We start from the raw sequence: 20,769 nt of genomic DNA, 5'->3' as shown, positions 1-20,769 counted from the left end.
TCAGTCCCTGTTCCCTCAGCCGACCGGTCCGCCGAAGATGTCGATGCTCTGCCCCTCGGCAACGGTGACAATGGCCCGCTTGGTGTCGGGACGCTTGCCGTACCCGTTGCGGGTGCGCTGCTTCTTGCCCTTGCGAACGTAGGTGTTCACACCGGTGACGGTGACGCCGAAGATCTCCTTGACCGCGATCTTGATCTCGGTCTTGTTGGCGCTGTCGGCCACCACGAAGGTGTATTTGTTCTCGTCCAGCAGGCTGTAGCTCTTCTCGCTGACGACCGGCGCCAACAGGATGTCGCGGTGGTCGCGGATCTTTGCTGCGGCGCTCATGCTTGTGTCCCCTCAACCCCGGACTCGACAGTCTCGGACTCAGTAGCGACGGCCTTCACCGACTTGCCCTTGGCCGGACCGGCCACGAAGGCGTCCAGCGCGGCCGAGGTGAAGACCACGTCGTCATTGACCAGTACGTCGTAGGCGTTCAGTTGGTCGGCGACGATGGCGTGCACCGACGGGACGTTGCGCAGGCTCAGCCAGGCGGCGTCCTCATCGCGGGACAGCACCACGAGCACGCGCTTGGCCTGGGTGATCCCGGCCAGCGCGGCGAGCGCTGCCTTGGTCGACGGCTTGGAGCCGGGGACCAGCGAGCTGACCACGTGCACCCGCCCGTCGCGGGCCCGGTCGGACAGCGCACCGCGCAGTGCGGCGGCGACCATCTTCTTCGGAGTCCGCTTGGCGTAGCCCTGCGGGGTCGGGCCGTGCACCACGCCACCACCGGTGAACTGGGGTGCGCGGATCGAGCCCTGCCGGGCGCGTCCGGTGCCCTTCTGGCGGTACGGCTTGACGCCGCCGCCCCGGACCTCGGCGCGAGTCTTGGTTGCGTGCGTCCCCTGCCGGGCGGCCGCCAGCTGGGCGGTCACGACCTGGTGGATCAGCGGAACGTTGGTGACGACGTCGAACAGCTCGGCGGGCAGTTCGGCGGTGGTGCCGTACTTGCCGCCCTTGCCGTCCAGAACGTCGACGGTACGGGTCTCGCTCATGCGACCTCTCCCTTCTTGGCAGCCGAGCGCAGCACGACCAGGCCGCCCTTGGCACCCGGGATCGCGCCCTTGATCAGGATCAGGCCGCGCTCGGTGTCGACCGAGTGCACGGTCAGGTTCTGAACGGTCTGCCGCTCGTTACCCATCCGGCCGGCCATCCGCAGGCCCTTGAAGACCCGACCCGGGGTCGCGCAGCCGCCGATCGAACCCGGCGAACGGTGCTTGCGGTGCACACCGTGGGAGGCGCGCAGACCGCCGAAGCCGTGCCGCTTCATGACGCCCGCGGTGCCCTTGCCCTTGGTGACGCCGGTGACGTCGAGGACCTCAGCAGCTTCGAAGGTGTCGGCACCGAGCTCCTGGCCCAGTTGGTACTGGTCGGCGTCGGTGGTGCGGATCTCGACCAGATGCTTGCGCGGGGTGACGCCGGCCTTCTCGAAGTGCCCGGCGTTCGGCTTGGTGACCTGCTTGGCCTTGATCGCGCCGAAGCCGAGCTGGACGGCGGAGTAGCCGTCGGAGTCGGAGGTGCGGACCTGGGTCACGACACAGGGGCCGGCGGCGACAACGGTCACCGGAACCACGCGGTTGTTCTCGTCCCAGAGTTGGGTCATGCCGAGCTTGGTGCCCAGCAGGCCCTTCACTTTCCTTGCGGAATTCGTATTGGCAGCCATACTCGTGCGTCCCTCAGAGCTTGATCTCGATGTCGACACCGGCCGGCAGGTCGAGCCGCATCAGCGAGTCAACCGTCTTCGGGGTGGGGTCGATGATGTCGATCAGCCGCTTGTGCGTACGCATCTCGAAGTGCTCGCGGCTGTCCTTGTACTTGTGCGGAGAACGGATCACGCAGAACACGTTCTTCTCCGTCGGCAGCGGCACCGGGCCCGCGACCTTTGCACCGGTACGAGTCACCGTGTCGACGATCTTGCGCGCCGACCCGTCGATGACCTCGTGGTCATAGGCCTTGAGCCTGATGCGGATCTTCTGTCCCGCCACAGTCCGTCCTTCTTCCTGCTTCAGCTGTTACGCACTCTGCTGTTTTCAACTTGTCTCGTTGTCGCAGAGCCACGTCGTTGGCCTTGCGTCATGCTCGTCCGTCACGCCCCTGCTCGACTCCTGATCGGCCCTGCCGGCCGACCCCCGAGGTCGGGCGTGTCGCGCTCCCCAAGCGCACGTCGGCCCTAGGGCCGATCTAACGTTGTGAGGAGCACCCGATCCGGTCTGGATCAGGCTCTAGGGGTCTCACGGTCCGGTGGACGACCCACCCGGTCCGGCACATCGCCGAACGCCTGATGGGCACACCTCACCCCGGCGACCCCGTCGGAGCAACCCGTCAATCTTGGCAGAGGTCGGCCGACATTCCAAATCCGGATCGGCGACCCTCGCTCCGCACTCCCCTGCACCGTACGGGAGTGGGTGCCGAGGCGTCGAATCCGACGGCGATCCCGACCTGCTGGACCGCGAACCTGACAGCATGGTCGACGCTGACCGAGCAGCCGACCCCAGTAGCCGAGTCAAGAACAGGCACCAGCGGATGACCCAACCAGCGAACGATTCCCGTCCGCGGTCGCGGCGGATCCCGCCGACGGCGCTGGCGGCAGTGTTGACGCTGGCGATCCTGGTCGGCTCCGGCGTCGCGGCCACCGCAACGCTCGTCGGACCGTCACCCCGGGCCAACCGATTCGCGCCCGCCGACGGGCAGGTGGCCGCGGTCCGGTGGCAGCAGGGCGAGCACAGCGCCCGAGCCAGCGTCGAGCATGCTCGACTGCACGGCATCAGGGTGTACGGCGCCTTCCCCAGCAGCCTGATCACCCATGCCGCACCCGTCCCCGACCTGCCGATCCCGGACACCGACTGGTGGCGCGAGGTGATCACGCCGAGTTCCTTGAGCGATCCGACGCCACGGCTGCGGCTGCGCAGCGTCACCGACGACGGGATCCGGCTGCACGCCCAGGACTGGGGCCGGCTGGGCGTCGTCTTCGACCCGGCTCCGGTCGAGTTGCCCCGGTCCGTCGCGATCGGTGACGGCTGGGCCGATCACGGGCTGATCGGGATCGGCGCCGGCACCGGCCTGCAGTACCGACGCGAGTCCCGCGCGATGCGACCGGCCGCGGCCGACCGGGCCGAGGCCGGCTGCCTCCTGGTCCGCTCCCGGACCACCGTGACCGCATCGTCGGGACCGCTCGACTGGCGCGAGGACGAGACCTGGTGCCCCGGCGCCGGCGTGGTCGAGTCCGAGGGATCCTTCCCGCTGCCCGGCGACTCCGACGAAGCCCAGGACAAGGGCACCGCAGCAGGCGACGAGGCCACGTCCTATCGGTTGACGCCCGACAACGGACCGGCCGAAGCCGTCGATCCGGCCGCGGTCCGGCCCGCCGGCGAACAGGACCTCGACCCGCCGGCCCGGGACTGGACGGGCGCCGCGCTGCAGTTCGACCACGGCGACGACACCTTCGGTCCGGTGCCGGCCGACCTGGACGTCGACACACCCCTCACCCAGCGGGTCTCGGCCGACCGATCGGGTGCCCTGCACGCGGTGGCCGGCAACACGACCGACGTCGTCACCGGCTACGGGCTGCAACCGGGGAAGGTCTGGCTGCACAACTGGGCGCACCCCGGCGGCTCGATCACCTCGGTGACCTCGCTCGGGCTGCTGACCCTGGTGTCGACGGACCGGCGAGTGCTGCGCGCCTACGATCCGTACGGCCGGGTGCGCTGGACCGTGCCGCTGGATGACCTGACGGCGGTCGCACCGGTCCGGGCAGCAGATGATCGGATCCTGGTGACGACCCTGCGTGGCGATCTGATCATGCTCGACGCTCGGACCGGTGGCACCCGGTGGTCCCGGCGGATCGCCGGCCCGATCACCATTCCACCGGTCGCGACCCACGAGGCGATCGCCATCGGCACCCGGACCGAACTCGTCGTCCTCGACCCGTCGGACGGCAGCCGTCGCTGGCAGCAGGAGGCAACCGATCCGATCGCCGTCGCGGCGGCCGGTGACAACGTCGTTGTGATGAGCTATGGCACCGTCACGGCCTATGCCGCGGCGGACGGCCGGTATCGCTGGGTACGATTCCGCGACGACGATCTACGAGAGATGATCACCGTCGATGATCATCTGCTGCTGACCAGTGCGGCGGCGCTGGAATCGATCACCGCGACCGGACGCCGCAGCTGGCGACGGTCCGGATCCCCGATCACGACGATCGCCGTCGGCAGCACGATCGTCACCGTCGGTCGCGATCGGATCAGCGCTCTGACCGGCGCCGGGTCGCTGGTGGGCCAATGGCCGGCACCAGGCATCGTGACCGGCGACCATCGCCTGTTGTCCGCCGACGGCGCACTGTTCGCCGTCGGGCGGACCGACGACTACGCCGTGGCCGGGGTCCGGATCGCGCCCCCCGCTCGGGATCGATCATGATCACCGGACTGATCCACGGCTTACGTCACCTGCTCCGCGTCGTCCTGATCGAGCCGGTCCAGGAGGGCCGACTGCGGGACAACGGCTGGGCACCGGGCCTGCGGGGCATCGTGATCGTTGCCTTCTCCCTCTCCGCGGTCCTGGTGCTGACCGCCGGCTTCAGTTCGCTGCTCCGCAGCCGATCCGAACTGGTGTTCCTGCCGCCGCAACTCAGCATTCCCGTGATCGCCACGCCGCTGATCATCGCCGCACTCTTCTTCGCCACCGGGACGCTGTACGCCGCGCTGCTGCATCTCCGGCTCGCGATTCGGATTCCCGGCCTGCTGATCACGATGTTGATCATCATCCGGATCGCGACGATCGACGGCGGGATCGACACCCTCCCGGCGGCCACCGGATGCCTGCTGATGATCATCTTCGCCATCGTGCGGGGCCGAGCGTCCTTTGCGTGGGGCGAGTTCGTGATGGCCCAGCTGCTGACCGCGGTGACGCTGTGTGCGGCGCTGCTGCAGCTGCGGTTCAGTTACGGCGGTTACGCGCCCCGTCTGGTGCTCAGCACCGTGGATCTGTTGGGCAGCACCCTGTGGTTGTTGGCGGCACCGTTCGCCGTCCTGGCCGGGGCCGCGATCACCGAGCTGACCATTTCGATCGCGATGGCGATCAGCGACGGTCTCCGGCGCCCCGACGATTCCGGGCGGCCGGCCCGCTGGTCGATCGCGGTGGTCGCGGTCCTGGTGCTCGCTCGCAGTGCCCAAGCGGTGCAGCTGGCGTCGACGACCGACCGTTCGGGATTCACCCTCGACGGATTGGCCGGCGGGCTGGTGACGACAGCGGTCCCGCTGGTCGGCTGGCTGGTGATCCTGGGCCTCGTCGACCGCCGCCGGAGGTACCACGCGGTGGGCCCGCTGAACGGGCCCGACCCGCAGAACGGACCGGAGGCGCTGCAGGACTGGCGACGGTGGGCGGTGCTGGTCGCTACCCTGCTGGCCGGCACGGCGTTGTGGTTGGATCTGCTGCTGATTCCGCTGCGGGTGCTGCGGCTCTCGTCGGCGGTCGCCGTCCTGTCAGCGCTGCCGGCTCCACTGACCGTCAACGTCGCCAGCGTGGTTGCCGCGGGTGCGTTGCTGTTGATCGCCTGGACGATCCGGCTGCGAACCGGCCGGCTGGCGACGATCCTGGTGTTGTTGGCCTGCTTCCGACTGATCCGGGCTGGATTCCAGGCCCTCGAGCTGTCCGCGACCTATGCCGGGACCATGATCACCGCGGACCTGGTCGCGGTGATCTTGGCGATCTGCTGGCTGGCCCGCGGGACGTTGACGGTCGATCGCTTGGTCGGCACTGCCGCGGTCATCCTGATCACCGGACTGTACGAATACCGGCAGGCGATCACCGAGCCGATCACCGAACTGCTGGCTTTGTCCGGTGCCCTGGTCGGCCTGCTGATCGGCGCGATCTGGCGGCTGATCACCGACAACGGATTCGCGAGCGGTGACTCGCGGTCGTTCCCCCGATCGGCGCGGGTGCTGTTGGTCCTGGCCAATGCGACCTTCGGCACGGCGGCGATCGCCCTGGTGGCGCTGCAAGGTGGGATCAGCGACTTCGACCTGCAGTCCTTGGAGAATCTCGGCGACAAGCAACTGGGTGGCGACCTGATGTTCAGCATCGCGATCGTGATCATCGTGCACAACGTCGTCACCGGCAGGATCCGGAGCGTCCCGCCGGCCGACTCCCGTGTGTGACCAGGTCCACGCGGCACTCCCGACCCACCCACAGGGCACAATGCAGGCATGTCCCCGTACAACCCGCCCGCAGGGCCGCCTTCCGACCCGTACGGTCGCAACGAGCAGCTGGGATCTGGTTCGCAGCCGATCCTGCCGGCCCGACCGATCGATCTGAGCGACATGATGAGCGGCTCGTTCCGGGCCTACAAGTCCCGGTTCGGCAGCTATCTGTTGATCACCCTGATGCCGTTCCTGGCTTCGTTGGTGATCTTCGGCCTGCTGGGCCTTGCCGTGATGGCCGTGCTGATCGGTGCGTTCAGCTCCTACCGGTTCGGCCGGGTGCCGTCCTTCGGCGACGTCTTCGGCCCGATCGCCCTGACGTTGCTGATCACGCTGGTGGCCAGTGCCGCCACCGGGTTCTTCTCGCTCAAGGCCGAGGGGATGAAGTCGCGCCTCACCCAGGTGACGATCGAGCATTCCGACCGTGGCGGCCACGGTCCGCAGCCGACCTTCGGCGACGCCTGGAACGGCACCCGCGGATTCGTGCTGCGGATCCTGCCCAGCTATCTGCTGTTGCTGGCGGTGTCCTTCGTCGCGATCCTGCTGTATGCCGGGCTCAGCGTCGTCATGATCGCCCAGATCATCGGGTCGGCCGACACCCCGGAGCGGATCTACGGTCCGGTGGTCGGTCTGATCGGTATCACCCTGGCGTTCGAGGTGCTCTATCTCGTCGGTTATGTGATCATCGGCACCCGGCTCTACCCGCTGATCCCGGTGATCGTCATCGAACGGGTCGGTGGCCTCGAAGCGTTGCGCCGGGCCTGGGGCCTGACCAAGGGCTACGGGCTGCGGACCTTCGGCTATTCGCTGGTCGCCAGCCTGATCCCGGTCGGCGTCATCTACGCCGTCTCGTTCGTTTCGGTGATGATCGGATCCGGAGCGTTGACGGCGACGATCTCACCGATGGCCGACGACCCGTCGTCGTTCAGCCCCGGGCCGCTGATCGGCAGTGTGCTGGTGATGTACCTGCCGCTGATCGTCGTTTCGGTGATCGTGATGCCGTTCGTCGGGATCTTCCAGACCGTCTACACCATCGACCTGCTGCGCCGTGAGCGACTCGGTCTGCGTCCCGGCCAGCCGACCCGGCCGTACCAGCCCTACCCGGCCGCACCGCAGCAGCCGTACGGGAACCAGCCACCACAACAGTCCTACGGCAACCAGCCGCAACCGCCGTACGGCAACCAGCCGCCGCAGCCCTACGGCCAGCCACCACAGCAGTTCCCGCAGTACGGTCCGCCCGGCTCACAACACCCCGATCCGGAACAGCGCGGCCCTCAGCAAACCGGTTCCCAGTAGCCGGGCCGGCCAAGGCCGGGACGCTACCCGAACGTGATCTTGACCGAGTCCGGTTCGTCAGCGGTGAACGACGCACGAGTGTCGCCGGCGGTGACCACCCCGGTCGGAGCGAACGTGAACTCCGCCGAGCTCAGGTCCTGCGGCACCTCGAAGACCCAGGTCACGTCGTCGGTGCCGATCGGATCGCTACCGTCGAAGTCGGCATCGGTGACGGCGTCCGGACGGTACGTGCTACCAGCCGCGGTGACCGCGACGCTGCTGGCCCGCCGATCGGCGAAGGCGTCGGCCTCGTCGGTCTTGGTGTAGCCGGTGGTCTGTACCGACAGCCAGGCCTTGCCGCTGGGTGCCCAGCCCCGGGTCGGGTCGAAGGCCGTCAGCGACGCCGACCCGACCGTCATCCGCCAGGACGCCTTGCGGGCGACCGATACCTTCTTGGTCGACGCCTTGCTGCTCGGTTCGGCGCTCGGTGTCGCCGAGGCCTTGCCGGGCTCCTGCTCCGAAGCCTTGTCAGCTTTCGGACTCTTGTCAGCTGTCGGTGACACCGGCTTGGTGACCGTGACCCGCGCGGTATAGGACGGCACCTTCAACTTCTCGTCCACCGACGTGGTGAGCTTGTCGTGGTCGTACTCGACCTGGGACACCGTCGAGCTGAGTCGGCCGCTCTGCAGATCCACCGCCTGCCGCTCACCCGCAGTGGTCGCACCGAGGGTCAGCCCGCCGTCCGCCGGCACGGTCATGATGATCATGAACTCGGTTCCGTCCGGCCGGCACGGATAGGTCTGGTCGGATTCCTGTTGGCAGGCCACGTTCAGCTTCGCCGCGGCCTTGGCCGGGTCGGTCTTCGGATCGGTCGCATCGGCGATCGGCAGTTCCTTGCCGTCGGCGACGCCGAGCGTCAGCTCCGTCGACAGCGACTGCGGCTTCGCTCCCGGTGCCGCCGTCGGGGCGACCGCAGCGTGCTCGGCCGGGTCCGACACCTTGACCGTCGCCGCGTAGATCCGCTGCCCCTGGGCGGGCCGGTAGTAGGCGGCGACGCCGGCCGGATCGTCGGTACCGGCGACCAGTGCGGACGGCACCGTCTTCGGAGCGGCGACGCCGGTGACGGTGAAGGTCGCGGTCGGAGTCTTCAGGACCGCGTCCCGGGTCGGCCCGGCGAACGTCAGATCGGGGATCGCGCCCAGCGGCAGCGCGACCGCGCGATCGGCGACCGACGTCTGCGGCGCCTGTGGGGCGGGCAGATCGGCGGCCGTACCGGGCTTGGTGCCGTCGGGTGAGACCAGCAGCGACGGGTCGAGGTCGACCGAGGTTGCCGTCACGGCACCGACGGTGGCGGTCACCTTGCCGTCGGTCGCCGGCCCGAACGTCAACGCGTAGGTGTCCCAGACCTTGGCGGTCGGCTGACCGAGCCTGCGGACCGGGCCGCACGCGACCGAGCCCGACACCGCGTCGGCGTCGGCGTTCGGCTTGAGATAGAAGCAGTCGGTGTCGTCGGAGACGGTGATGCTGTTGTTCTGGATGCCGGCGTTGTTGTCGTCCTTCAGCTTGGCCAGCGCCGTCTGTAGCGGCTGTTCGGGGTCGGCGACCTCGTTGCCACCGCTCGTGATGCTCGGGCTGCACCCGCTGGCAGCGATCAACAGCCCACCGGCGACCATCAGGGCCGCCACCGACCGAGTCCTACCACTCACCGAGCCCGCAACCCTTCACCCTCGCCCGTACTTCCGTCGGGCCCATGGTCGCTGCTGAGCCCGGCTGCAGGCCTGAGACTCGCCGCAGCAGTCGGATTACGTTCCGACGGCGGCAAGGTTTCTCAGCATTACCGAGCGTCGACCTACGGCAGCCAGCCGTTCTCGGTGGCGATCCGGACGGCCTCGGCGCGGGTTGCGGCGCCGAGCTTGCCCATCGCCGAGGACAGGTGATTGCGGACGGTGCCCTCGCTCAGGAAGACCGAGCCGGCGATCGCACTGGTCGCGCCGCCGTGGGCCGCCGCGGCCAACACCTCGGTCTCGCGCTCGGTGAGCGGTGACGGGCCGACGCTGAGGCTGGCCGCGGCCAGGGTCGGGTCGACCACCCGCAGCCCACGGTGCACCCGGCGGATGCCCTCGATCAGCTGGTCGGCAGGCGCGTCCTTGACCATGAATCCGACCGCACCGGCTTCCATCGCCCGGCGCAGATAGCCCGGCCGGCCGAAGGTCGTCACGATGATCACCCGGATGCCGGGGTCGGCGGCCAGGATCTTGGCGGTCGCGGTGATGCCGTCCGGGCTCTCGCCGGCGCCACCGCCGCGAGGATCGGGCATCTGCACGTCCATCACGATCACGTCCGGATGCCGCTCGGCGGCCAGCGCGACCACCTCCGAGGCGTCCGAAGCCTGCCCGACGACCTCGATGTCGGGCTCCAGTCCGAGCAACGCCGCGAACGCCTGCCGGATCAGCGCCTGATCATCGGCCAGCAGGATCCTGATGGTGTTCGCAGCGGTCACATCGTCATCGGCACCGAGGCCGGCGCCGTCGGAAGGAGAGGTCATCACCGTGTCCTGGCTGAGCTGGGAAGGTCGAGCCGCGACGCCGGCAGCGCCGGATCCGCATTCGGCCCGGGTCGGGCGGTTTCGGGTACGACGCGTTCGGGGCGCGCGGGTTGGAGTCGGGACCGTTCGGGCCGGGCAGGCTCGGTGCGGGCAGGCTCGGGGCGGGCAGGCTCGGTGCGGCCCGGAGCGGACCTCGGCGCAGTCAGCACAGCCCGGACGACCGTGCCGCCGCCCTCCGCCGGGCGGACGACCAGCACACCGCCGGCATCGGCGACCCGACGGCGCAGACCGGTCAGCCCGGTGCCCCGGCGAGGGACCCGCGGCATCCCGACACCGTCGTCGGTGATCGTCACGCCCTCCTCGTGCACCTCGATCGTGCACCGCGTCGCCTCCGCATGCCGGACGACGTTGGTCACCACCTCGCGGACCACGAAGCCGAGCAGTTGACTCTCCGCGTCGGCCATCGGCGGCAACGCCGACGGGACCGTGGCTTCGATCCCGGCCGCCATCAACACCGAACGGGAGCTGGCGATCTCCGAGGCCAGCCGGACCTCCCGCATCCCGGTGGTGGTCGCCCGGACGTCGGCCAGGGCGACCCGGGCGATCTGCTCGACCTCGGTCATCTGCTCCCGGGCCGCACCGGGATCGGCCTCGGAGAGCCGAGCGGCCAGTCCGGACTTGATCGAGATCGCGGTCAGCGAATGACCGAGGATGTCGTGCAGGTCGCGGGCGATCCGTTCCCGTTCGGCCGCGACGGCAAGGGTCGAGACCCGTTGTTCGGCGGCCTGCAGCCGATGCCGTACTCGGCCGGCTTCGAACCCGCCACCGACCGCGATGCCGAACAGCAGGCCCAACGCGGCCAGCACCACCGGTGCCAGCGACCACTGCGGTATCGCCGTCAGCAGCACCACCAGGTTCCAGGCCAGCACCGCCCAGCGCGCGTGCCGCCACGGGATCAGGGTCGCGATCATCACCGACGGGTAGACGCCGAAGTTGGTGAAACCCCAACCGGCGTAGCCGATCGTGGACAGCATCAGGGCGACGAACAGACCGATGTAGGCCCAGCGCCAGAGCAGCCGCAGGTCCGCGGCCCACGCCGTCATCAGATAGGTCAGCGACATGCCGACCAGTCCGATCCAGCGATAGGCCAGCTCCGTGCCGGTCGGCTGACCGGCATGGATGTCCTGGACGGCGAAGATCATGAAGACCAGACCGAACAGATAGATCGTGCCCTGGTTCTGCAGGAAACGCCGCGGCGTCCACCGCCGGGCCGCTTCGGGTCCGCACCGGGCCGTCGGCGCCCGATCGGGATCCTCGCCCTCGGCGAAGGGTTCGACCCGCAGCAGTGTGTGCAGTGTGCTTCGCATCGTCCCTCCTCAGCCGGTCCACCCGACGGTCAACCGCTGCAGCCGACCGCCCGCAAGGCTGCTCACCGCTTGCTCGTCGCCGCAGCTCGACGATAGCCCAGCGCGCCGACGATCGTCAGACCGATCGTCCAGCAGCCCAGCACCAGCACCCCGATCCACGGGAACGGCCCGGCGCCGAACGGATAACGGCCCAACTCGGCGATCCAGTAGGACGGCAGCAGCTCGGCGATCCGCTGCATGGCCGTCGGCATCAGCGCGGCCGGGAACCAGAGTCCGCCGAGCATCGCCATCACCAGCAACGTGAGCGTGGTCAGCCCCTGCACCGTCTCGGCCTTCACCCAGAGGCCGATCACCAGTCCGAGCACCGCTACCGGGATCAGGGACAGCCACATCAGCAGCAGCGCGGCCGCCCAGGTGGCCGCCGGTGCCCGGACGTCGCCGACCAGGAACCCGGCCGCGAACACCAGCACCAGCGCCGGCAGCACCACGATCATGATCACCCCGGCCTTGGCGAGCAGGAAGGCGCGCGGCCGCAGGGTGGTGATCGTCAGCTGCCGGAACCAACCCGATCGGCGTTCGACGGCGAGCTGGGAGCCGCCGCCCATCGCTGCGCCGAGCGAGCCGTACGCGGCCATCGAGACCATGTACATCGCCGCCCAGCTGAGATTGCCGCCGGGTGCCTGTGCTGCTCCGAAGATCTGGGTGAAGACCACGTACAGCACGACCGGCGTGACGACGGAGAAGATCATGAAGCCGGTGTTCTTGACCGTCAGTCGCAGCGTGTGCAGCAGGTAGTGCAGCGGTGCCGGGAGCCGGATCGGCCGGTGCACCGCACCGGCCTGCGACGGCGTGGCGGTGCTCATCGCCGGGTGGTCAACTCGAGGAAGGCTTCTTCCAGGCCGACCGCGTTCACTTCGATGTCGTACGCCGCCGGGAAGTCGCCGACCAGTCCGCGCAGGGTGGCATCGGAATCCCTGCTCCGGATCAGGATCCGCCCGGCCCGCTGCTCCACGTCACTGACCGCGGGCAGCCTGCTCAACAGCTCGGCGTCGACACCGTCGGCGGCCATCGAGATCGTCCGGCCGAGGACACCGGATTTGATCTGAGCGCCGGTCCCGTCGGCCACCACGGTGCCGGAGTTGATCACCACGATCCGGTCCGCGATCTGGTCGGCCTCCTCCAGGTAGTGGGTGGCGAACAGCACCGTCCTACCGCCCTCGGCGAAGCGGCGCATCGAGTTCCAGAACTCGTGCCGGACCTCGACGTCCATCCCGACGGTCGGCTCGTCCAAGATCAACAACTGTGGGTCGGCCATGATCGCCAAACCGAAGCGGAGTCGCTGCGCCTGGCCGCCGGACAGCTTGTCGGTCCGGGTCCGCAGGAAGTCCCCGAGGCCTGCGGTCTCGATCACCGTGCCGACCGGGAGCGGGTGGCTGTGCAGACCGTGCATCAGGCGCAACAACTCACCGACGGTCGCCTCGTGCAGCAAGGCACCGGCCTGCAGCATCGCACCGACCAGACCGGCCTCGACCGCCTGTCGCGGTGTCCGACCGAACACCGCGACCCGGCCGCTGTCGGGCTGCACCAGCCCGGTGATCAGTTCGTTCATGGTGGACTTGCCGGCGCCGTTCGGGCCGAGCACGGCGACCAGTTCGCCGACATCGATCCTCAGGTCGATGCCGTCGACCGCACGGACCGCGCCGTAGCTCTTGGTCAGTCCGGTCAGGTGGATCGCCGGGGTTGCCGTCGGGGTCGTTGCCGGTGATGGGTGACCGGGCGCAACGGCCGGGTCGAGTTCTTGGTCCAGTGCCATGCCGATCAGTCTTCTCCGAGGCCGGCCGGGCCACGTCGCCGGAATGTCAGCAGTCCCGACTGACAACTGTCACGAACCCGGTCGTCGCGGCGGGACTCGATGCGGCTCGCACGGGTTATGCTCTGCAAGGACGGAGAGGGACGAATCGTTGCGGATCGACAACACGGATCGCAAGCTTCTTGCGTTGCTGATGGAAGACGGCCGGCAAAGTTATGCCTCGTTGGGGCAACAGGTCGGGTTGTCGACGGCGGCCACCAAGCGCCGTGTCGATCGGCTTCGGCAGGACCGCATCATCCGCGGCTTCGGTGCCGACGTCGATCCGACCGCACTCGGCTGGAACATCGAGGCGTTCGTCGAGATCTACTGCAACGGACAGATCCCGCCGGAGCAGATGAAGGAGTTCGCCGCCGCGATCCCCGAGGTGTACGACGGCTACACCGTCACCGGCGAGGCCGACGGGTTGCTGGTCGTCCGGTGCACCGATGCCGGCCACCTGGAACGCGTGCTCGGCGAGATCCGCACCCACCACGACGTCGTCCGCACCCGCAGTGCGATCGTGCTCTCCCATCTCTGAGTCCGATCCACCGGTGGTGGATCCGGGCTGAGCCCGGATCCGGGCTGAGCGATAGACTCGCTGCTGCCGACGGGAAGGGAATCCGGTGCGAGACCGGGACTGCCCCGCAGCGGTGAGTGGGAACGACGACTGCAAGAGCGCACTGGGAACGGCGCCGGACCTCGATCCGGCGGTGAACGGTTCCTGGGAAGCGGTAGTCGGTAGGCCGAACGGGCCCGGTGATCCGGCCCGCTGCCCACGAGTCCGAAAACCTGCCGTCGGGGCGCGGATCGCCGATCCGTGCGTCGTGGGGTCTCGAGGGAAGATCGCCGACACTCTGCCGACCACGATCCGTCGGACGGGTGTCGCGGTCGGACTCCCGGCGTCAGCTGTGTGCACGAGGAGTTCGCCGTACATGATCAACAAGCTGCTGCATCGCACGCCCGGCAAGGCAGCGATGGCGCTGGTCGCGATCGTCACCACCCTGGCTGCCACCGCCTGCGGAGTGGTCGGATCGTCGCCTGCTCCCGGGGTGGCGCCGTCCAGCGGGTCGCCCGGCTGCATCAGCGATTTCGACCCGAAGACCGACTACTTCGGAGTCAAGCAGAAGCTCGAGTACGCAACGAACTTCGACATCAGCTACCACAAGTCGTACCAGGTCATCACCGTCCAGCGGCCCGAGGTCGGCGGCAAGCCGGAGAGCTACGTGTTGGTCAAGTGCGGTGCGCCGAAACCCGACCTGACCGGCGAGCTGGCCGAGGCACCACAGCTGAGCACCCCGGTGCACAGTCTGTTCTCAGCCTCGACCACCCACATCCCCAGCCTGGAGGCGCTCGGGCAGTTGGACGTGCTGACCGGCGTCGCCTCCAAGTCCTTGATCAACTCGGCCGCGGCCAGGAGCAGGGTCGCCGGCGACCAGGTCACCGAGTTCGCTCCGGCCGGCACCGCCGATGCGGAGAAGATCGTGGCCAGTCAGCCCGATGCGTTGATCACCGCGGGGATGGACGACCCGGCGTATGCGACGGTCCGCAAGGCCGGGATCCCGGTGCTGGCCGACGCGGAATACCTGGAGCGCACCCCGCTCGGTCAGGCCGAGTGGATCAAGTTCTTCGCAGCACTGACCGGGACCGAACAGCGGGCGGCCGAGACCTTCGACACCATCGCCGGCGACTACCGGACCGCGGTCAACAAGGCGGCGAAGGCCGACCCGACCGAGGTGCTGTTGAGCCAGCCGTACCAGGGCGTCTGGACGATGCCGACCGGCGGGACGGTGATGGGCAAGATGATCACCGATGCCGGCGGCAGCTGGGCCTGGCAGTCCGACACCTCGCCGTCCTCGGCCAGTCCCGACCTGGAGCAGGTGTTCACCAAGTCCGGCAAGGCCAAGATCTGGATCACCTCGACGAACTGGAAGACCCGTAAGGAAGCATTGGCCGACGAACCTCGATTCGCCCAGCTGGCCGCGTACAAGTCGGGAGCGATCTGGGCGCCCAGCAAGCAGGTCAATGCCGCCGGCGGCAACAACATCTTCGAGCTCGGCGTGCTCCGTCCCGATCTGGTGGTCGGTGACCTGATCGCGATCACCCATCCCGACCTGGAGCCGGGGCACCGCTTCACCTTCTACCGGAAGCTGAAGTAGCCGCCGTCGTGAGCAGGGTCGAACGGGCGACCGGGCCGACAGCCGGTGACCGGGGCGGCGTGGCCGAGCCGCAGGACTCGGCTGGCCGGCGACCGCGCTGGATCGGCTGGGGCCGTCCGTTGTTGACGCTGGTTCTGCTGCTGGTCGCCGCCGCGGTGGCGATCGGGCTGGGCGCGACCATCGGGTCGGTCCGGATCGGCTGGCACGATCTGCTCGGCTTCACCTTCACCGGCCGGACCGACGATCCCTCCACCGCCGTGCTGCTCGGCCAGATCAGGCTGCCGCGAGTGATCACCGCGGCGACCGTCGGCGCCGGGCTGGGCATCGCCGGGTTGCTGATGCAGACCCTGTTCGCCAACCCACTGGCCGACCCGTACATCCTCGGGGTCTCCTCCGGGGCATCGCTCGGCGTCGCCCTGGTCACCCTCGGCAGCGGGACCCTGACCGGCGGTTTCGTCAGTCTGGTCGGAGGTTCCCGGCTCGCCGTCGCCGCCGCCGCGGCAGTCGGTTCAGCGGCCGTGCTGCTGTTGATCTTGCTGCTGGGCCGCTGGGTCCGATCGGTGATCACGTTGTTGATCACCGGCGTGATGCTGTCCTCGGCGGTCGGTGCGATCACCTCGTTACTGTTGGCCTTCGCCGACCCGACCCGACTGCAGCGCTACGTGGTCTGGGGACTCGGATCGTACGGCGGGGTGACCCGCGGCGACCTGCTGATCCTGGTGCCGGTGATCACCGGCGCGATCGTGCTGTCGGCGGTGCTGGCCCGATCGTTGAACGCGTTGCTGCTCGGCGAGTTGTACGCCCGATCACTGGGCGTGCCGGTGGTCGGGGTCCGGATCGTCGCCATGGTGGCCACGGCCGTCATCGCCGGCGCGGTCACAGCGTACTGCGGCCCGATCGCGTTCCTCGGGATCGCCGTGCCACATCTGGCCCGGCTGGCGATCGGCAGCTCGGACCACCGGCTGCTGATGCCGGCCTCGATCCTGGTCGGGATCGTCACCTCGAGCCTGTGTTCGATCGTTGCCCAGCTGCCCGGCGAGGACGCGGTGTTGCCGATCAACGTGACCTCGGCACTGGTCGGCGCTCCCGTGGTGATCATCGTCCTGCTCCGCTCCCGGCGGCTGTCGGCAGGAGCGGTCTGATGATCGACTCCACGTCCGCGGCCGGCGTTTCCCGGCTGAGGCTCACCGGCCTGCGGGCCGGCTATCGGCATCCGCATCGGGCCGGCCTGCGGTGGCGTCGCAGCCCGGACCGGATCGTGGTCGACGACGTCGATGCGACGGCGCGGGCCGGGCAGGTGACGGCACTGCTGGGACCCAACGGTGCGGGCAAGTCGACCCTGTTGCGCTCGGTCGCCGGACTGCAGCCGCTGTTGTCCGGCAGCGTCGGCTGGCGGGACCCTGCGGGCGTCGAGCATGACCTGCTCCGGATGCCGGCCCGGGAGCGGGCCCGTCGGACCGCGGTGGTGCTGACCGAACGGGTGGACGCCGGGCTGCTGACGGGGCGTGAGGTTGTCGAGCTCGGTCGACATCCCTATCTCGGTCTGGTCAGTCGGCTGGGCGCCGATGATCATCGGCTGATCGACGGGGTGCTGGCCGATCTCCACGCCACCGAGCCCGCCGGTCAGCGCTTCGCCGAGCTGTCCGACGGACAACGCCAGCGGCTGTTGCTGGCGCGGGCTCTGGTCACCGAACCGGATGTGCTGATCCTGGACGAGCCGAGCGCCTTCCTCGACGTCGGCGCCCGCGTCGATCTGATGTCGCTACTGCACCGGATCGCGCGAACCCGGATGATCACCGTGTTGATCTCCACCCACGAGGTCGAGCTGGCGCTGCGGATGGCCGACCGGCTCTGGCTGATCCATGATCATCGACTGACCTCGGGCACCGCGCAGGAGCTGATCGATCAGGGGCTGATCGCCGATGTCTTCGGCACCGAGCATGCCGTCTTCGACGCCAGCACCCGCACCTTCGGCGTCCGCGACTGACCGATTCGCCGGGCAGGACCGCCTCGGCTTGCTGGTAATCTCTGGCTCACCAACCGAATAGTTCAGGGAGATATCGCGTCCCGACGGCTGCGTGGCGAGGACGCGATGGGCGGGCTACACACCCTCGGAGGTGAGGACGTGTTCCGCCCTTATGTACGTGTACTCCGTCTGCCCGGCGCCCTGATCGGCTACGGCGCGACATTCCTCGGTTCGTTCCCGATCAGCATGCTGGGTCTCAGCGTGCTGCTGCTGATCCGTACCTCGTCGGGATCGATGGCGCAGGCCGGTCTGGTGAGTGGTGCGCTGTCCGTCGGCAATGCCTGCGGCCTGCTGGTGCAGGGCAGGCTGCTCGATCGGTACGGCCAGACGGTCGTACTGCTCGCCGCCGGGCCGACCGCGGGCCTGGCACTCGGCGGCCTGACGCTCGCTGCGGTCGGGCACGCACCGGCACCGGTGTTGATCATGCTGAGCTATCTCTCCGGGGTCGCGATCCCGGCGGTGATCACCTGTATGCGGGTGCTGATCCCGGTCATGGTGTCGGCGCCGGGTGACCGCCGGTCGGCCTACGCACTGCTCGGCACCCAGTTCAACGTCGCCATGATCAGCGGTCCGATGGTGGTCTCCGGCCTGGTCGTGTTGTCCGGTCCGGCCGCCGCCGTCCTGACGGCGGCGGTCGCGGCGACGGTGGGCGGGCTGGTGTTCGCCGGCACTGCCCGGTCCCGACACTGGCGACCGGCGCCCGCGGAGGAGCACCGCGGCGTCCGACTGCCGGGACTCCTGACATCGGGCATGATCACCGTGCTGGGCGCGAGTTTCGGCGCCGGCCTGGTCGGCGGTCTGACCTCGGTCGCCGTGCCGGCCGTCGCACTCACCCACCACGTCACGTACCTGGCCGGCTTGCTGTTCGCAGCCTCGTCGGTCGGTGACATCGTCGCCGGCATCGTCTACGGCAGCAGGGTCTGGCGGATCGCACTCGGGACGCAGTTGATCATCTGCCAGATCGGTGGTGCGGTGATCAACGGCGTCCTGGCACTGCTGAGCGGGCACCCGTGGGCGATGTTCCCGGCGATGACCGCCGGTGGAGCGGTCCAGGCGCCGGCAGGGGTGGCGAACTCCGCCCTGCTCGATGACGTCGCCCGGCCCGCCTTCCTCGGACAGTCCTACACCGCCATGATCGCCGCGGGTCTCGGCGGCAGCGCCCTCGGAACGACCGCCGGCGGCAGGCTCAGCGTCCTCGCCGAGGACTGGACCTTGTTCGTCGCGGCCGGCACGGCCGGGCTCGCGATCGCCTGCTGGACGGTGCTGCGGCGGCGCAGTCTGTCCCGACTGCAGACCGTGCCGTGATCACCGGGGCCCGGTTTCCGGATCGGGCTCACGGAAGGCTGCGGTGAACCGGACGCCACAGGCGATCACCGCGGTGAGGACCGGGATGATGCCCAGGGCGACGGGCAGCGAGACGAGATCGGCGAGGTGGCCGATCGCCGCGGGACCGAACATGAAGCCGGCCCAGCCGAGTGCCGAGACCGTGGCGATCGCTCCGCCGGCGTTGCCGCCGGAGAGCCGGCCGGCCGCGGTGAAGGCGGCCGGAACCACCGATGCCAGTCCGAGGCCGAGGACCGCGAAGCCGATCACCGCGACGGCCGGCTGACCGACCAGCAACGCGACAGTCATCCCGACCGTCGATGCGGCAGCGAGCACCGGCAATACCGTACGAGCCCGATAGCGGCGCAGCAGCCAGTCACCGGTCAGCCGGACCACCACCATCGCGGCCAGGTAGCCGGCGTAGGCCAGGCCGGAGACACCGGCCGGTGCGCCCAGGTTGCCGTGCAGATACTTCGCCGACCAGTCCGCCGCTGCACCCTCACACAGCATGCAGGCCATCGATACGCCGCCCAGGATCAGCACCACCCGGGAGAAGACCCGCCGACGTCCGGGCTTCGTACCATGATCGCCGCGATCGTTGCGGTCTGCCAGCATCGACCGGGTCAGCACCAGATTGGTCACCAGCAGGACCGCACCGACGATGATCAACTGCGGCAGCAGGTCGATCCCGGCAGCGACGGCGGAGGTGCCGATCAGTGCACCGAGCAACCCACCGATGCTCCACGCGCCGTGCAGCCCCGACATCAACGGCCTGCCGTAGCCACGTTCGACACTGACACCCTGGGTGTTCATCGCGACATCGAGTGAGCCCTGGAAGAAGCCCCAGACGGCGAGCGCGACGAACAGGCCGACCGCATTGTCGGCCAACCCGATCGCACAGCCACTCACCAGATAGCCGATCAACGTCGCCCGGACCAGCACCGCACTGCCCAGTCTGGGCAGCAACCAGCCGACGATGATCATCGCCAGCACCGATCCGAGCGGGGCGCCGAGCAGCGCGGTGCCGAGCGTCCCGTCGTCCAGTCGCAGCCGTCCGGCCACCAACGGGATGTGCGCCGTCCAGGAGGCGAACAACATGCCCTGGGTGGCGAACACCGCGGTCACGGTGACCCGACTGCGACGCAGCCGTCGGGACGGCCGGGTCGCGGTCAGCGCCTCAGACACGGACGACCTCGATCCCCAACTCGACGAGTGCGTCGGTGGCCGCGACCGGGGCGTCCCGGTCGGTGATCAGGATGTCGATCTCCCCCGGCTCGCAGACCGCGGCCATCGCGGTACGGGCCAGCTTGCGCCCTTCGGCCAGCGCGATCACCCGGTTGGCGGCATCGATGCCGGTCCGTTTGATCGTCGCGTCGTCCACGTCGTAGGCAGTGACGCCGTGCTCGGCGGTGATCGCGCACGGGGTCAACAAGAAGGTGTCGAAACGCATCATCGCCACCCCACGCTCGGCGACGGCTCCGTTGAAGGCCAACTCGACCGGACGGACCGGCCCTCCCGGCAGCACCAACGCCACACCCGGCGCGTCGACCAGCGCGGCGATCTCCCGCGCCGACAGCGGCATCAGGGTGATGGCGTGATCGGCGAGCGCGATCGCGGTCTGCAGTCCGGTGGTACCGCTGTCCAGCAGCACCGCCTCGCCGTCCCCGATCAGCTCGGCGGCAGCCCGGGCGATCCGTTCCTTCTCCGGATAGGCCTCCCGCTCCCGGACCACGAACGGCGCGGTCAAGCCACGCCGGGCGGCGCTGACCGCCCCGCCGCGCACCCGGCGCAGTGCACCGGCCGCCGCCAGATCGTCCAGATCCTTACGGATCGTGACCTCCGAGGCGTTCAGTTCGACAGCCAGGTCAGCGACCCCGACCCGTTCGCGACCTTCCAGGGTGGTCAGGATCCTCGATCGTCGTTCGGCACCATCCACCCGAGAATCGTAACAATTGAACTTACGAACGCAAGCCAGAAATCTTTGTTATAGCCGTC

At 69.0% G+C, this 20,769-nt stretch carries 19 protein-coding genes and 1 riboswitch; of the genes, 8 read left to right on the top strand and 11 right to left on the bottom strand.

Translation table 11 applies throughout. From position 1 onward, the window contains the following. Positions 1–15: 15 nt before the first annotated feature. From rplW to rpsJ, 4 genes are read right to left on the bottom strand one after another with little or no spacing between them, the layout of a single operon-like run. On the bottom strand, positions 16–327 hold the full coding sequence (gene rplW, locus BLU38_RS18470) for a 50S ribosomal protein L23 (RefSeq protein WP_091526940.1): 312 nt from the start codon (positions 325–327) through the stop codon (positions 16–18). Then, positions 324–1,034 (bottom strand): 50S ribosomal protein L4, encoded by a 711-nt coding sequence (gene rplD / locus BLU38_RS18465; protein WP_091526939.1) that lies wholly within the window; start codon positions 1,032–1,034, stop codon positions 324–326. The genes rplW and rplD overlap by 4 nt, the downstream gene beginning before the upstream one ends. Continuing rightward, a complete protein-coding gene (rplC, locus tag BLU38_RS18460) occupies positions 1,031–1,702 on the bottom strand; it encodes a 50S ribosomal protein L3 (RefSeq protein WP_091526938.1) in 672 nt (223 codons plus the stop codon). The genes rplD and rplC overlap by 4 nt, the downstream gene beginning before the upstream one ends. 13 nt (positions 1,703–1,715) lie before the next feature. Continuing rightward, positions 1,716–2,024: a 30S ribosomal protein S10 gene (gene rpsJ, locus BLU38_RS18455; protein ID WP_091526937.1), complete on the bottom strand. Its 309-nt coding sequence runs from the start codon at positions 2,022–2,024 to the stop codon at positions 1,716–1,718. Positions 2,025–2,562: 538 nt separating this feature from the next. On the opposite strand from rpsJ, the gene BLU38_RS18450 reads away from it, so the two are divergent. From BLU38_RS18450 to BLU38_RS18440, 3 genes are read left to right on the top strand one after another with little or no spacing between them, the layout of a single operon-like run. After that, positions 2,563–4,452, top strand: coding sequence for a PQQ-binding-like beta-propeller repeat protein (locus BLU38_RS18450; protein ID WP_157683547.1), 1,890 nt, complete (start codon positions 2,563–2,565; stop codon positions 4,450–4,452). After that, a complete protein-coding gene (locus tag BLU38_RS18445; RefSeq protein WP_091526935.1) occupies positions 4,449–6,191 on the top strand; it encodes a hypothetical protein in 1,743 nt (580 codons plus the stop codon). Before BLU38_RS18450 ends, BLU38_RS18445 begins: the two co-directional genes overlap by 4 nt. 48 nt (positions 6,192–6,239) lie before the next feature. After that, positions 6,240–7,529 (top strand): hypothetical protein, encoded by a 1,290-nt coding sequence (locus BLU38_RS18440; RefSeq protein ID WP_091526934.1) that lies wholly within the window; start codon positions 6,240–6,242, stop codon positions 7,527–7,529. Between the two features lie 23 nt (positions 7,530–7,552). On the opposite strand, the gene BLU38_RS18435 is transcribed toward BLU38_RS18440, so the two are convergent. The 5 genes from BLU38_RS18435 to BLU38_RS18415 form a co-directional block, all read right to left on the bottom strand. Beyond that, positions 7,553–9,193 carry a hypothetical protein gene (locus tag BLU38_RS18435; RefSeq protein WP_231919915.1) on the bottom strand — a complete coding sequence of 547 codons (1,641 nt, stop codon included), beginning with the start codon at positions 9,191–9,193 and terminating at the stop codon, positions 7,553–7,555. A gap of 164 nt (positions 9,194–9,357) precedes the next feature. Then, positions 9,358–10,053 carry a response regulator transcription factor gene (locus BLU38_RS18430; protein ID WP_091526932.1) on the bottom strand — a complete coding sequence of 232 codons (696 nt, stop codon included), beginning with the start codon at positions 10,051–10,053 and terminating at the stop codon, positions 9,358–9,360. Then, a complete protein-coding gene (locus BLU38_RS18425) occupies positions 10,053–11,420 on the bottom strand; it encodes a sensor histidine kinase (protein ID WP_091526931.1) in 1,368 nt (455 codons plus the stop codon). The genes BLU38_RS18430 and BLU38_RS18425 overlap by 1 nt, the downstream gene beginning before the upstream one ends. A gap of 62 nt (positions 11,421–11,482) precedes the next feature. Then, positions 11,483–12,283: an ABC transporter permease gene (locus BLU38_RS18420; protein ID WP_091526930.1), complete on the bottom strand. Its 801-nt coding sequence runs from the start codon at positions 12,281–12,283 to the stop codon at positions 11,483–11,485. Next, positions 12,280–13,233, bottom strand: coding sequence for an ABC transporter ATP-binding protein (locus tag BLU38_RS18415; protein ID WP_091526929.1), 954 nt, complete (start codon positions 13,231–13,233; stop codon positions 12,280–12,282). Before BLU38_RS18415 ends, BLU38_RS18420 begins: the two co-directional genes overlap by 4 nt. Positions 13,234–13,381: 148 nt before the next feature. Here BLU38_RS18415 and BLU38_RS18410 point away from each other — a divergent pair, with 148 nt between their 5' ends. From BLU38_RS18410 to BLU38_RS18390, 5 genes are all read left to right on the top strand, one after another. Further along, positions 13,382–13,807 (top strand): Lrp/AsnC family transcriptional regulator, encoded by a 426-nt coding sequence (locus BLU38_RS18410; protein WP_091526928.1) that lies wholly within the window; start codon positions 13,382–13,384, stop codon positions 13,805–13,807. Positions 13,808–13,882: 75 nt separating this feature from the next. Continuing rightward, positions 13,883–14,060: riboswitch (cobalamin riboswitch) on the top strand. A gap of 141 nt (positions 14,061–14,201) precedes the next feature. Next, positions 14,202–15,425 carry an ABC transporter substrate-binding protein gene (locus BLU38_RS18405; RefSeq protein ID WP_197679773.1) on the top strand — a complete coding sequence of 408 codons (1,224 nt, stop codon included), beginning with the start codon at positions 14,202–14,204 and terminating at the stop codon, positions 15,423–15,425. Positions 15,426–15,433: 8 nt separating this feature from the next. Continuing rightward, positions 15,434–16,567, top strand: a complete 1,134-nt coding sequence (locus BLU38_RS18400) for a FecCD family ABC transporter permease (RefSeq protein WP_197679772.1) — start codon at positions 15,434–15,436, stop codon at positions 16,565–16,567. After that, positions 16,567–17,412, top strand: a complete 846-nt coding sequence (locus BLU38_RS18395; protein WP_091526927.1) for an ABC transporter ATP-binding protein — start codon at positions 16,567–16,569, stop codon at positions 17,410–17,412. Before BLU38_RS18400 ends, BLU38_RS18395 begins: the two co-directional genes overlap by 1 nt. A gap of 105 nt (positions 17,413–17,517) precedes the next feature. Next, on the top strand, positions 17,518–18,756 hold the full coding sequence (locus tag BLU38_RS18390) for an MFS transporter (protein ID WP_091526926.1): 1,239 nt from the start codon (positions 17,518–17,520) through the stop codon (positions 18,754–18,756). On the opposite strand, the gene BLU38_RS18385 is transcribed toward BLU38_RS18390, so the two are convergent. Further along, positions 18,757–19,959: an MFS transporter gene (locus BLU38_RS18385; protein WP_091526925.1), complete on the bottom strand. Its 1,203-nt coding sequence runs from the start codon at positions 19,957–19,959 to the stop codon at positions 18,757–18,759. It lies immediately after the preceding gene. Beyond that, a complete protein-coding gene (locus BLU38_RS18380) occupies positions 19,952–20,710 on the bottom strand; it encodes a DeoR/GlpR family DNA-binding transcription regulator (protein ID WP_091526924.1) in 759 nt (252 codons plus the stop codon). The genes BLU38_RS18385 and BLU38_RS18380 overlap by 8 nt, the downstream gene beginning before the upstream one ends. Positions 20,711–20,769 lie beyond the last annotated feature (59 nt).

It is taken from the genome of Microlunatus soli (assembly GCF_900105385.1).
GTDB lineage: Bacteria > Actinomycetota > Actinomycetes > Propionibacteriales > Propionibacteriaceae > Microlunatus > Microlunatus soli.
Note: the sequence above shows the minus strand (reverse complement) of the source record. Positions and strands in the feature narration are given on the sequence as shown.

What these genes read in the sequence shown, in the direction of transcription:
- rplW (WP_091526940.1), bottom strand. Translation starts at nt 327, where the DNA reads ATGAGCGCCGCAGCAAAGATCCGCGACCACCGCGACATCCTGTTGGCG.
- rplD (WP_091526939.1), bottom strand. Translation starts at nt 1,034, where the DNA reads ATGAGCGAGACCCGTACCGTCGACGTTCTGGACGGCAAGGGCGGCAAG.
- rplC (WP_091526938.1), bottom strand. Translation starts at nt 1,702, where the DNA reads ATGGCTGCCAATACGAATTCCGCAAGGAAAGTGAAGGGCCTGCTGGGC.
- BLU38_RS18450 (WP_157683547.1), top strand. Translation starts at nt 2,563, where the DNA reads ATGACCCAACCAGCGAACGATTCCCGTCCGCGGTCGCGGCGGATCCCG.
- BLU38_RS18445 (WP_091526935.1), top strand. Translation starts at nt 4,449, where the DNA reads ATGATCACCGGACTGATCCACGGCTTACGTCACCTGCTCCGCGTCGTC.
- BLU38_RS18440 (WP_091526934.1), top strand. Translation starts at nt 6,240, where the DNA reads ATGTCCCCGTACAACCCGCCCGCAGGGCCGCCTTCCGACCCGTACGGT.
- BLU38_RS18430 (WP_091526932.1), bottom strand. Translation starts at nt 10,053, where the DNA reads ATGACCTCTCCTTCCGACGGCGCCGGCCTCGGTGCCGATGACGATGTG.
- BLU38_RS18425 (WP_091526931.1), bottom strand. Translation starts at nt 11,420, where the DNA reads ATGCGAAGCACACTGCACACACTGCTGCGGGTCGAACCCTTCGCCGAG.
- BLU38_RS18420 (WP_091526930.1), bottom strand. Translation starts at nt 12,283, where the DNA reads ATGAGCACCGCCACGCCGTCGCAGGCCGGTGCGGTGCACCGGCCGATC.
- BLU38_RS18415 (WP_091526929.1), bottom strand. Translation starts at nt 13,233, where the DNA reads ATGGCACTGGACCAAGAACTCGACCCGGCCGTTGCGCCCGGTCACCCA.
- BLU38_RS18405 (WP_197679773.1), top strand. Translation starts at nt 14,202, where the DNA reads ATGATCAACAAGCTGCTGCATCGCACGCCCGGCAAGGCAGCGATGGCG.
- BLU38_RS18395 (WP_091526927.1), top strand. Translation starts at nt 16,567, where the DNA reads ATGATCGACTCCACGTCCGCGGCCGGCGTTTCCCGGCTGAGGCTCACC.
- BLU38_RS18390 (WP_091526926.1), top strand. Translation starts at nt 17,518, where the DNA reads ATGGGCGGGCTACACACCCTCGGAGGTGAGGACGTGTTCCGCCCTTAT.